The organism is Streptomyces sp. NPDC015139, assembly GCF_043079785.1.
Lineage (GTDB): Bacteria > Actinomycetota > Actinomycetes > Streptomycetales > Streptomycetaceae > Streptomyces > Streptomyces albidocamelliae.
The window spans coordinates 90,316-102,598 of record NZ_JBIBUW010000017.1 but is presented as its reverse complement, the minus strand read 5'-3'; the positions used below and the strand labels follow the sequence as shown (position 1 = coordinate 102,598).

The window sequence follows — 12,283 nt, the reverse complement described above, 5'->3', positions numbered from 1 at the left end:
CGGTTTAGGTCATTAACCACGCTGTGAAGCTCTGCGGTTTGGGCATGTCCACATGCTTCCGCAGAGCCCCCGACGTCGTCAGGTGTGCCCTGCTCGTGAGGAGCGCGTGAGCGTGTCGGAGGTGTGTCGCGTGCATCCCAGACGGTGCGCGGATAGTGAGAGACAACAGGAGAGGGCGGGAGTCAGTGAGACTGACTCCCGCCCTCTTTCGTCGGCATCCGCCCTGGTCAGCGCGCGGTTTCTGCTGATCCTGGACGAGTGCCCCCGGCAGGATTCGAACCTGCGCACACGGCTCCGGAGGCCGTTGCTCTATCCCCTGAGCTACGGGGGCGTGTCGGCTGCTGAGCTGCTCGCTCGCGGCGACGGGTAGAACACTAGCAGGTCCGCGGGGATGATCAGGAATCCGTTTCGACGGGTCGGTGGAGGCGGTCCCCTGTACGGGGTGGAAGTGGGCAAAACCCGGACGCGGTGGCCGGCGCGGACCTACTCTCGAGTTGTGCCAGGCGTGTCGGGTCGGGTGCTTGTTGTGGACGACAACAAGGTCATCCGGCAGCTGATCAGGGTCAACCTTGAGCTGGAAGGGCTCGAGGTCGTGACCGCGGCCGATGGTGCCGAGTGTCTGGACGTGGTGCATCAGGTACGCCCCGACCTCGTGACCCTCGACGTCGTCATGCCCCGCCTCGACGGGCTGCGCACCGCCGCTCGGCTCCGTGCCGACCCCCGTACGCACCACCTTCCCCTCGCCATCATCAGCGCCTGCACGCAGTACGAGGTCGAGACCGGCCTCGACGTCGGCGTGGACGCGTTTCTCGCCAAGCCCTTCGAACCCGCCGAGCTCGTACGCCTCGTCAAGGACTTGATCGGGCGCCGTGACGGGCATCAGCAGAACGGGCAGGGGAGGGAAGGACACAGGCGTCACGGTCAGGATGGGACCGGTCCCGAGGCGGAAGCCGGCAACGGTGGGGACGATGACGGCGGTGCTGATTCCGACGGCAACGGTGTGAGCCGTGACGTCGACGGTGTCCCGGACGAAGTTCCCTTCGGCGGTTAGAGCAGCTGTCGCCGTCGCCGTTGGTTGCGCGCATCGTTTCCAGTCGGCGGTACCCGCATCGGGAGACGAGCCCGACGAGCCCCGCGGGCCTGGTGGACGCGAGACCCCCTCTGCCGCCTCCATGGAAGGCCGCAGGTCACACGCCCCCGTTGGCCGCGCCGCGACCCGTACCGTCCGCAGGTTGAGCCGCCTCGCCTACCCACCCCCCTCCTCCCCTACGCTTGTCCCGTGACCCCCGTCGAGCTCTCCCGCACCGTCTTGCACGCGGTGCGTCGTGCCGTCGACGGCGGGGAGCTGGACGTGACCGTGCCCGAACGTGCCCTGGTGACCGAGCCGGGGCCCGGCGGGTGCGGGGACTTCGCCACCAACATCGCCCTGCAGCTCGCCCGGCCGGCCGGGCAGCCCCCGCGGCGCGTGGCCGAGATCCTGCGGCCCCATCTCGCCGGCGCCGACGGTGTCCGGGACGTCGTCGTAACCGGGCCCGGCTTCCTCAACATCAGCCTCGACGGCCAGGCCGACGTCCTCACCGCCCTCGTGCGGGAGATCCGGTCCCGCGGTACCGAGTACGGGCACGGTGACGCCCTCGCCGGGGAGGTCGTGGCGCTCCGGGTGCCGTACGAGGTGCGGGCCGAGGTCGTCGCCGACGCGGTCGTACGGATCGTCGCCACCCAGGGCGGACGGGCCACCGTCGAGCACGGCGAGCCCGTCAATCTGCGGCCCGTGCCGGCCCCCGAGGACCCCGCGCCACTCGGTCCCGACGCCGCCCAGTGGGCCCTCCTCCACCCCGCACCCCACGACCGGCCCCGCATCACCGCCGATCACCTGGTCCAGCGCGAGAGCAACCCCCTCTTCCGCGTCCGGTACGCCCACGCCCGGATCCGCTCCCTCAGCCGCAACGCCGCCCGCCTCGGCTTCACCGCCGAGCCGGGCCCGCTTCAGGAGTCGACGGATCAGGAGTCGACGGATCAGGAGTCGGCGGGTCAGGAGTCGGCGGGTCAGGAGTCGGCGTGTCAGGAGCCGATGGGGCAAGAGTTGATGGCGCAGCCTACGGGCCACGGTGACGCCCGCTTCGGTCACGGTGCCCGGCGGCCGGACGGCGGTCCCCTCGACCCCGCGGCCGACGCCGATCGCGCCACCAACCTCCGCCCGGCGGCCGACACCCGCCCCGCCGTCCCCCCGCACACCGGCGCCCCAGTCGACACCGACGCCCAAGGCGGCGCCGCTCCCACCACCGACGCCCAAGGCGCCGTCGCTCCCGCCATCGCCGCCGAGTCCGGCCCCGCCCTGGCATCGACGGCCCGCGACGACGACCACATCGCTCACGGTGCCCAGCCGTACGCCGGTCCCGCCGACCCTCCGGCCGACACCCGCCCCGCGGCCGACGCCGATCGCGCCACCAACCTCCGCCCGGCGGCCGACACCCGCCCCGCCGTCCCCCCGCACCCCGGCGCCCAAGGTGCCCCCCACCCCCAGCGCACCCCCACCCCCACCCCCCTCCAAACCCCCCTCGCCGATCACCCCCGCATCCTCGCCGTGGCCGCCACCCATCGCGCCCCGGATCGGCTTGCCCGGCATCTCGTCACCGTCGCCGATGCCGTGCTGCCGTTTCTGCCCTGTGTGCTTCCCCGTGGTGAGGAGAAACCCTCGGCCGCCCACCGGGCCCGGCTGGCTCTCGCCGAAGCCGCCGGGACGGTGCTGGCCGGCGGCCTCTCCCTGCTCGGCATCGACGCACCCGAACACCTCTGAGGGCCGGTGAAGACATGAGCCCCGGAGAGATACAGAGAGTCTGAGAGTCACGTCATGAGCCGTTCCGCGCACCCCGCCGGGCCCCGCCACGCCGACGTCCTTCCCGAGGGGCACTACTCCGCGCCGCCCGCCGATCTCAACGTCCTCGACCGCAAGGTGTGGGCCCAGACGGTCACGCGCGGCGCCGACGGCGTCGTCAGCGTCGGCGGGATCGACGTCAACCGGCTCGCCGAGGAGTTCGGCACCCCCGCGTACATCCTCGACGAGGCCGACTTCCGGGCCCGGGCCCGCGCCTGGCGCACCGCCTTCGGGACCGACGCCGACGTCTTCTACGCCGGGAAGGCCTTCCTCTCGCGCGCCGTCGTGCGCTGGCTGAACGAGGAGGGCCTGAACCTGGACGTGTGCTCCGGCGGCGAGCTGGCCACCGCCCTGTCCGCCGGCATGCCCGCCGACCGGATCGCCTTCCACGGCAACAACAAGTCGGTCGCGGAGATCACGCGGGCCGTCGAGGCCGGAGTGGGACGCATCGTCCTCGACTCCTTCCAGGAGATCGTGCGGGTCGCCCATGTCGCGCAGTCCCTCGGAAAGCGGCAGAAGGTCCAGATCCGGATCACCGTCGGCGTCGAGGCGCACACGCACGAGTTCATCGCGACCGCGCACGAGGACCAGAAGTTCGGCATTCCGCTCGCCGGCGGGCAGGCAGCGGAGGCGGTGCGGCGGGCGCTGCGGCTGGACGGGCTCGAACTGATCGGCATCCACTCCCACATCGGCTCGCAGATCTTCGACATGTCCGGGTTCGAGGTCGCCGCCCACCGGGTCGTCGGGCTGCTGAAGGCCATCCGTGACGAGCACGGCGTCGAACTGCCGGAGATCGACCTCGGTGGCGGCCTCGGCATCGCCTACACCAGCGACGACGACCCCCGGGAGCCGCACGAGATCGCCAAGGCGCTCACGGAGATCGTCGGCCGGGAGTGCGAGGCCGCCCGGCTGCGCACGCCCCGGATCTCCGTCGAGCCCGGTCGTGCCGTCGTCGGGCCGACCGCGTTCACGCTGTACGAGGTCGGCACGGTGAAGCCGCTGGAGGGGCTGCGGACGTACGTCTCCGTCGACGGCGGCATGTCCGACAACATCCGGACCGCGCTGTACGACGCCGAGTACAGCGTCGCCCTGGTCTCGCGCACCTCGGACGCCGCGCCGATGCTCGTGCGTGTCGTCGGCAAGCACTGCGAGAGCGGGGACATCGTGGTCAAGGACGCGTTCCTGCCGGCCGACCTGGCACCGGGTGACCTGATCGCCCTGCCGGCCACCGGCGCGTACTGCCGGTCCATGGCGAGCAACTACAACCACGTGCTCCGGCCGCCCGTGATCGCCGTGAAGGACGGCGAGGCCCGGGTGATCGTGCGGCGCGAGACGGAGGACGACCTCCTGCGTCTCGACGTCGGGTGACGGCGACCGGGGCCGGTCGTACCTCGGGGGCGGAAGATCTACGGTCTGCCGCCCCTGCACAAATGAAATAGATGTCTCACGATCCGGACGAAGGGTAGAAACTCCCGTCCGGTGAGTGAGACTGGACCAACCGTAGACGGTATGAGGAAACGAGGTCGGATGATGCGTACGCGTCCGCTGAAGGTGGCGCTGCTGGGCTGTGGAGTGGTCGGCTCAGAGGTGGCGCGCATCATGACGACGCACGCCGACGACCTCGCCCAGCGGATCGGCGCCCCGGTCGAGCTCGCCGGGGTGGCCGTGCGGCGCCCGAGCAGGGTGCGCGAGGGCATCGACCCGGCACTCGTGACCACCGACGCCACCGCTCTCGTCAAACGCGGGGACATCGACGTGGTGGTCGAGGTCATCGGCGGTATCGAGCCCGCCCGGTCCCTGATCACCACCGCCTTCGAGCACGGCGCGTCGGTCGTGTCCGCCAACAAGGCCCTGCTCGCCCAGGACGGCGCCGCCCTGCACGCGGCCGCCGACGAGCACGGCCGGGACCTCTACTACGAGGCGGCCGTCGCCGGCGCCATCCCGCTGATCCGCCCGCTGCGCGAGTCCCTCGCCGGGGACAAGGTCAACCGGGTGCTCGGCATCGTCAACGGCACGACCAACTTCATCCTCGACGCGATGGACTCCACCGGGGCCGGGTACCAGGAGGCCCTCGACGAGGCCACCGCCCTCGGGTACGCCGAGGCCGACCCGACCGCTGACGTCGAGGGCTTCGACGCCGCCGCCAAGGCCGCCATCCTCGCCGGGATCGCCTTCCACACCCGCGTGCGTCTCGACGACGTCTACCGCGAGGGCATGACCGAGGTCACCGCCGCCGACTTCCGCTCGGCCAAGGAGATGGGCTGCACCATCAAGCTGCTCGCCATCTGCGAGCGCTCCAAGGACGGTGCGTCGGTCACCGCGCGCGTGCATCCCGCGATGATCCCGCTGAGCCACCCGCTCGCCTCCGTGCGCGGCGCGTACAACGCCGTCTTCGTGGAGTCCGACGCGGCCGGCCAGCTGATGTTCTACGGTCCCGGCGCCGGCGGCGCCCCGACCGCCTCCGCCGTGCTCGGCGACCTCGTCGCCGTGTGCCGCAACCGACTCAACGGCGCAACGGGGCCCGGTGAGTCGGCGTACGCAGCTCTGCCGGTCTCGCCCATGGGCGAGGTCGTCACGCGCTACCACATCAGCCTCGACGTCGCGGACAAACCGGGTGTACTGGCCCAGGTCGCGACCGTGTTCGCCGAGCACGGGGTGTCCATCGATACGGTTCGCCAGCAGGGCAAGGACGGCGAGGCCTCCCTCGTCGTCGTCACCCACCGCGCGTCCGACGCCTCCCTCAGCGGGACCGTCGGGGCGCTGCGCAAGCTCGACACCGTGCGGGGTGTCGCCAGCATCATGCGGGTTGAAGGAGAGTAACCAGCAATGACCCACCAGTGGCGCGGAATCATCGAGGAGTACCGGGACAGGCTGCCGGTATCCGACACCACGCCGGTCGTGACGCTCCGCGAGGGCGGCACGCCCCTCGTGCCCGCGCAGGTGCTCTCCGAGCGCACGGGCTGTGAGGTCCACCTGAAGGTGGAGGGGGCCAACCCCACCGGCTCCTTCAAGGACCGCGGCATGACCATGGCCATCAGCAAGGCCAAGGAGGAGGGGGCGAAGGCCGTCATCTGCGCCTCCACCGGCAACACCTCCGCCAGCGCGGCCGCGTACGGCGTCCGGGCCGGCATGGTCTCCGCCGTGCTCGTGCCGCAGGGCAAGATCGCCCTCGGCAAGATGGGGCAGGCCCTCGTGCACGGCGCGAAGATCCTCCAGGTCGACGGCAACTTCGACGACTGCCTCACCCTCGCCCGCGCCCTGAGCGAGAACTACCCCGTGGCGCTGGTGAATTCGGTCAACCCGGTGCGGATCGAGGGCCAGAAGACGGCTGCCTTCGAGATCGTGGACATGCTCGGCGACGCGCCCGACATCCACGTCCTGCCGGTCGGCAACGCCGGCAACATCACGGCCTACTGGAAGGGCTACAAGGAGTACGCCGCCGACGGCGTCTCCACGAGGACCCCGCGCATGTGGGGCTTCCAGGCGTCCGGCAGTGCGCCGATCGTGCGCGGCGAGGTCGTCAAGGACCCCTCGACCATCGCCACCGCGATCCGTATCGGCAACCCCGCCTCCTGGAATTACGCCCTCGCCGCCCGCGACGAGTCCGGTGGTGTCATCGACGAGGTGACGGACCGTGAAATCCTGCGCGCCTACCGTCTGTTGGCCGCGCAGGAGGGCGTCTTCGTGGAGCCCGCCTCCGCCGCCTCCGTGGCCGGTCTGCTGAAGGCCGCCGAGCAGGGCAGGGTCGACCCGGGCCAGCGCATCGTGTGCACCGTCACCGGCAACGGCCTGAAGGACCCCGACTGGGCCGTCGCCGGCGCGCCGCAGCCGGTCACCGTCCCGGTCGACGCGGCCACCGCGGCCGAGCGCCTCGGCCTGGCCTGAGCGCACGGGTCCCGGGCCCCTGGCAAGGGGCCCGGGACCTTGCCACCGGCAAGAACCGGGGGCCCTCCGTGCCGGGGTGCACGAGGGGCTTCCGACACGCATCGTGCGCCTCCCGTGCGCCCTATGTCGCCACAGAACCTTCCTTCGATAGGCTGTACCGAACCCGCCCACCGCATATGCCCCCGCGTGTGGCACGGCACCGCGTCGTCTCCGCGGCCCGACGGGTCTTCGTACGTCATCGGATGTCCACCGAACATCGGTCGCATGTCCATCGAGTCCCTCGAGCGTCATTCGACCGTCACGCAGCTCAAGGAGAGTCAACGAGCGATGGCCGGTCCAGCGTTCCGCGCCGCCGCCGTCCGGGTGCGCGTTCCCGCCACCAGCGCCAACCTCGGTCCGGGCTTCGACGCCCTGGGCCTCGCGCTGGGGCTCTACGACGACGTGGTCGTCCGGGTGGCCGATTCCGGGCTGCACATCGACATCGCGGGTGAGGGCGGCGAGACCCTGCCGCGGGACGAGAGCCACCTGCTCGTCCGTTCCCTGCGCACCGCCTTCGACCTGCTGGGCGGCCAGCCGCGCGGCCTGGAGATCGTCTGCGCCAACCGCATCCCGCACGGCCGCGGCCTCGGCTCCTCCTCCGCCGCCATCTGCGCCGGAATCGTCGCCGCCCGCGCGGTGACCATAGGCGGCGAGGCCCGTCTGGACGACGCGGCGCTGCTGGAACTGGCCACGGAGATCGAGGGCCACCCCGACAACGTGGCGGCCTGTCTGCTCGGCGGTTTCACCCTGTCCTGGATGGAGGCCGGGGCCGCCCGGGCCATCAGGATGGACCCCAGCGATTCCATCGTTCCGGTGGTTTTCGTGCCCGGAAAGCCGGTCCTGACGGAGACCGCGCGCGGCCTGCTGCCGCGCTCCGTGCCGCACGTGGACGCCGCCGCCAACGCGGGCCGTGCCGCCCTGCTCGTCGAGGCCCTCACCCGGCGCCCCGAGCTGCTGCTGCCCGCCACCGAGGACCGCCTGCACCAGGAGTACCGCGCCCCCGCCATGCCGGAGAGCGCGGCGCTGGTGGAGCGGCTGCGGGCCGACGGCATCCCGGCCGTGATCTCGGGTGCCGGGCCCACCGTCATGGCACTCGCCGACGTCGGTACCGCCGACAAGGTGGAGGCCCTGGCCGGCGCCGAATGGGCCGCCAACCGGCTGAGCCTGGACGTCGAGGGAGCGAGCGTGCTGCCGCTTGCGACCTGACACACGGTTGCCGGATATGGAGAGGGGGAATGTTTGTTGGATCCGGTAGTGTTAATCTCAAGTCTGCACCCGACCCCACCATGGCGAGGTGCCTCGTGTCCCCGTCCGGGACAGACATTCTTCCGGGAGCCTCCCGAGCCACTCCGTGTCCCTTGTGCCGTACCTGGGCAGTACGTCGTATGCGGGCACTGAGCGGGCCAACGGTGGGGGTAACCCCGCTGGGGGAGCTCCGGAATCGGTGCGACCACGCCACGTGACACCGGGTGCCACGGCTGCGGGAAGCGCCATCACCAGCAAATTTTCCTCTTCCGCCGCTTTGGCGGACCACCGCCCCGGCACGGTTCACGGAAGACGGGACCGTAGCCGGACAGCACAACCGGTCGCCGAGCCAGACAGGCCGACGTCCGCTCCAGGGAAGGACCCTTCGTGAGCGACACCACCGATCTGATGGGCGCACGTGTCGAGGAGACCGCTGCCGCGCCCGCCACGGACGCCTCCGCGCCTGCCACCGGTGCCGGCTCCCGGCGGCGCCGCGGTACCGGCCTCGAGGGCATGGTGCTGGCCGAGCTGCAGCAGGTCGCATCCGGCCTCGGTATCAGGGGCACCGCGCGCATGCGCAAGAGCCAGCTGATCGAGGTCATCAAGGAGGCGCAGGCCGGTGGGGGCGCTCCGGCCGCCAAGGCCGAGACCGCCACCGAGACCAAGCCCAAGCGCCGGGCCACCTCCAAGGCCCGTACGGGTGAGGACGCGGAGAAGAAGGCCGAGGCGAAGAGCGAGGCCGCCGCCGAGAAGGCCGTGGCCCAGCAGCAGATCGAGATCCCGGGCCAGCCGGCTTCCGAGGACGCGCCGAGCGAGCGCCGTCGCCGCCGCGCCACCGCCGACGCGGGCAGCCCCGCCGCGGGCGGCGCCGAGACCGTCGTCGCGGACGCGAAGACCGAGACCAAGGCCGAGGCGCCCGCGCAGCAGCAGGGCGAGGCCAAGGGCGACGCCGGTGACGGCGAGGGCCGTGGCCGCCGCGACCGCCGTGAGCGCGGCCGGGACCGCGACCGCGACGGCCGCCGCAACAAGGGCGACGACCAGCAGGGTCAGGGCGGCCAGGGCCGGCAGCAGGGCCAGCAGCAGGGCGGCGGCCGCCAGGACCGGCAGCAGCAGCAGGACGACGACGACTTCGAGGGCGGCCGCCGTGGCCGTCGGGGCCGTTACCGCGACCGCCGTGGCCGTCGCGGTCGCGACGACATCGCCCCCGAGCCGCAGCTCGCCGAGGACGACGTCCTGATCCCCGTCGCGGGCATCCTGGACATCCTCGACAACTACGCGTTCATCCGGACCTCCGGCTACCTGCCGGGCCCGAACGACGTGTACGTCTCCCTCGCCCAGGTCCGCAAGAACGGTCTGCGCAAGGGTGACCACGTCACCGGTGCGGTCCGCCAGCCCAAGGAGGGCGAGCGCCGCGAGAAGTTCAACGCGCTGGTGCGCCTGGACTCCGTCAACGGCATGGCGCCCGAACACGGCCGTGGCCGCCCGGAGTTCAACAAGCTGACCCCGCTCTACCCGCAGGACCGCCTCCGCCTGGAGACGGACCCGGGCGTGCTGACCACCCGCATCATCGACCTCGTGTCGCCGATCGGTAAGGGCCAGCGCGGTCTGATCGTGGCCCCGCCGAAGACCGGTAAGACCATGATCATGCAGGCGGTCGCCAACGCGATCACGCACAACAACCCCGAGTGCCACCTGATGGTCGTCCTCGTCGACGAGCGTCCGGAAGAGGTCACCGACATGCAGCGGTCGGTGAAGGGCGAGGTCATCTCCTCGACCTTCGACCGTCCGGCCGAGGACCACACCACGGTCGCCGAGCTCGCCATCGAGCGCGCCAAGCGCCTGGTGGAGCTGGGTCACGACGTGGTCGTGCTGCTCGACTCCATCACGCGTCTGGGCCGTGCCTACAACCTGGCGGCGCCGGCCTCCGGCCGCATCCTGTCCGGTGGTGTCGACTCGACCGCCCTGTACCCGCCGAAGCGCTTCTTCGGCGCGGCCCGCAACATCGAGGACGGCGGCTCGCTGACGATCCTCGCCACCGCCCTGGTGGACACCGGGTCCCGCATGGACGAGGTGATCTTCGAGGAGTTCAAGGGCACCGGCAACATGGAGCTCAAGCTCGACCGGAAGCTCGCCGACAAGCGCATCTTCCCCGCGGTGGACGTCGACGCGTCCGGCACCCGTAAGGAAGAGATCCTGCTCGGCAACGAGGAGCTGGCGGTCGTCTGGAAGCTCCGCCGCGTCCTGCACGCGCTGGACCAGCAGCAGGCGATCGAGCTGCTTCTCGACAAGATGAAGCAGACCAAGTCGAACGTCGAGTTCCTGATGCAGATCCAGAAGACGACGCCGACCCCGGGCAACGGGGACTGACCGTCCTCCGCCGAGATCTGTACCACAGGGATCCCGGCCGGTACCTACGCCGGGCACTCCGCCCGGGCGCGTCGAAGACGCAGGTGAGCGGGGTGTGACCCCGCCCAGGCAGTAACACGCAGTGCCCATCGCCGTACGCGATGGGCACTCTGCGTTGTGCAACCCTTTCCCGAGTTTCTCCGTCTGACCGGGCGGAGCGACGATGGTGCGGTGACGACCACGCCTGACCCTGAACGCAGGGGGTAACCGACCGACGAGACCTAGGAGCGATGTGTCCGCCGAGAGCACGCCGGAGCCCGGCATACCGGAGCCGGACCAGACCGGCCCCAGCCGCCGCGGCAGGGGCCGCCGCCGCAAGACCCGCAACACGAGCCGCAAGGCGCTGCTCGTCACGGCCTGGACGGCCGCGGGCGTGGTCGTGCTGGCCGGCACCGGCTTCGGGTACGTCTACTTCAAGCTCAACGGCAACCTGAAGAGCGTCGACATCAACCAGGCCCTCGGCAACGACCGGCCCACGAAGATCGACAACGGCTCGCAGAACATCCTGGTCCTCGGCTCGGACACCCGCGCCGGCAAGAACAGGAAGCTCGGCGGCGGCACCGACGACGGCAGCGCCCGCTCCGACACGGCGATGATCGTCCACGTCTACCAGGGCCACAAGAAGGCCAGCGTGGTCTCCGTCCCCCGGGACACCCTGATCGACCGCCCCGCGTGCACCGACACCAAGGGCGCCGAGCACCCCGCCGCGAACGGCGTGATGTTCAACGAGTCGTACTCCACCGGCGGCGCGGCCTGCGCGGTGAAGACCGTCGAGTCGATCACCGGCATCCGCATGGACCACTACCTGGAGGTCGACTTCGAGGGCTTCCAGAAGCTCATCGACGACCTCGGCGGGGTCGAGGTCACCACGACGAAGAACATCGCCGACCCGCAGAGCCACCTGCACCTCAAGGCCGGCACGCACACCCTCACCGGACAGCAGGCCCTCGGCCTGGTCCGCACCCGGCACGGCGTCGGCGACGGCTCCGACCTGGGCCGCATCCAGCTCCAGCAGGCGTTCGTCAAGGCACTGATCGACCAGGTCAAGCACGTCGGCGTCTTCTCGAACCCGAAGAAGCTGTACGACCTCGCCGACACCGCCACCAAGGCCGTCACCACCGACTCCGATCTCGGCTCGGTCAACTCCCTCATGGACTTCGCGGGCGGCCTCAAGGGCATCAGCTCGTCCCACATGAAGATGGTGACGATGCCGGTGCAGTACGACCCGGCCGACCCCAACCGGGTCGTGCTGGAGAAGACGAAGGCCCAGCAGGTCTGGGACGCCCTTAAGAACGACCGGCCCGTCCCGAAGTCCGCCACCGAGGGGACGGCGACCGGCGAGGCCAAGGGCGTCCTCGGCGGCTGAGCGGCGACGGCGCCCCCGGCCGCCGGGGACCGCGGGTCAGCGCCCCCCCACGCCCAGGAATAGAACAACCGCACCCCCGGTTTGGGTGGATGGCCCCAGTCCTGGCAGACTGGTACGTCGGCTCCGGTTCACGTCCCCGCATCCCGCGGCGGCGACCCGGCGCCCTCCCGAAATCTAGGAGACACCTTGAAGCGCGACATCCACCCCGAGTACGTCGAGACGCAGGTCAGCTGCACCTGTGGCGCGTCGTTCACCACCCGTAGCACCATCGAGTCCGGCACCATCCGGGCCGAGGTCTGCTCCGAGTGCCACCCGTTCTACACGGGCAAGCAGAAGATCCTCGACACCGGTGGCCGTGTGGCCCGCTTCGAGGCCCGCTTCGGCAAGGCTGCCGGCTCCAAGAAGTAGCGAGCCCCATTTCGCCGGTCCACGGTCGCGCCCTTCTCGGGGGTGTGCCCGGGACCGGC

At 71.0% G+C, this 12,283-nt stretch carries 9 protein-coding genes, 1 tRNA gene and 1 pseudogene; 10 read left to right on the top strand and 1 reads right to left on the bottom strand.

What is annotated here, in order from left to right; genetic code table 11:
• Positions 1-259: 259 nt before the first annotated feature.
• Positions 260-331 (bottom strand) — tRNA-Arg (locus tag ACF08B_RS33780).
• 60 nt (positions 332-391) lie between these two features.
• Here ACF08B_RS33780 and ACF08B_RS33775 point away from each other — a divergent pair.
• The 10 genes and pseudogenes from ACF08B_RS33775 to rpmE all read left to right on the top strand — a co-directional run bounded on the left by ACF08B_RS33775 (position 392) and on the right by rpmE (position 12,224).
• A complete protein-coding gene (locus ACF08B_RS33775) occupies positions 392-1,051 on the top strand; it encodes a PleD family two-component system response regulator (protein ID WP_392320867.1) in 660 nt (219 codons plus the stop codon).
• A 228-nt stretch (positions 1,052-1,279) separates the two neighbouring features.
• A pseudogene (gene nrtL, locus ACF08B_RS33770) lies at positions 1,280-1,993 on the top strand (ArgS-related anticodon-binding protein NrtL); the annotation flags it as partial.
• A 78-nt stretch (positions 1,994-2,071) separates the two neighbouring features.
• On the top strand, positions 2,072-2,797 hold the full coding sequence (locus tag ACF08B_RS33765; protein ID WP_392320896.1) for a DALR anticodon-binding domain-containing protein: 726 nt from the start codon (positions 2,072-2,074) through the stop codon (positions 2,795-2,797).
• Between the two features lie 54 nt (positions 2,798-2,851).
• Complete coding sequence (gene lysA, locus ACF08B_RS33760; RefSeq protein WP_392320866.1) at positions 2,852-4,243, top strand: diaminopimelate decarboxylase; 1,392 nt, start codon at positions 2,852-2,854, stop codon at positions 4,241-4,243.
• Between the two features lie 159 nt (positions 4,244-4,402).
• Positions 4,403-5,695 (top strand): homoserine dehydrogenase, encoded by a 1,293-nt coding sequence (locus tag ACF08B_RS33755; RefSeq protein ID WP_392320865.1) that lies wholly within the window; start codon positions 4,403-4,405, stop codon positions 5,693-5,695.
• Positions 5,696-5,701: 6 nt separating this feature from the next.
• The gene (gene thrC / locus ACF08B_RS33750; RefSeq protein WP_392320864.1) at positions 5,702-6,760 is read left to right on the top strand and encodes a threonine synthase; all 1,059 of its coding nucleotides are present in this window, start codon (positions 5,702-5,704) and stop codon (positions 6,758-6,760) included.
• Positions 6,761-7,087: 327 nt separating this feature from the next.
• Positions 7,088-8,005 carry a homoserine kinase gene (thrB, locus tag ACF08B_RS33745; RefSeq protein ID WP_392320895.1) on the top strand — a complete coding sequence of 306 codons (918 nt, stop codon included), beginning with the start codon at positions 7,088-7,090 and terminating at the stop codon, positions 8,003-8,005.
• A gap of 426 nt (positions 8,006-8,431) precedes the next feature.
• Entirely contained in the window at positions 8,432-10,411 is a 1,980-nt protein-coding gene (rho, locus tag ACF08B_RS33740) for a transcription termination factor Rho (protein ID WP_392320863.1), read from the top strand.
• 271 nt (positions 10,412-10,682) lie between these two features.
• The gene (locus ACF08B_RS33735; RefSeq protein WP_392320862.1) at positions 10,683-11,816 is read left to right on the top strand and encodes an LCP family protein; all 1,134 of its coding nucleotides are present in this window, start codon (positions 10,683-10,685) and stop codon (positions 11,814-11,816) included.
• A gap of 186 nt (positions 11,817-12,002) precedes the next feature.
• Positions 12,003-12,224 carry a 50S ribosomal protein L31 gene (gene rpmE / locus ACF08B_RS33730; RefSeq protein ID WP_015657814.1) on the top strand — a complete coding sequence of 74 codons (222 nt, stop codon included), beginning with the start codon at positions 12,003-12,005 and terminating at the stop codon, positions 12,222-12,224.
• Positions 12,225-12,283 lie beyond the last annotated feature (59 nt).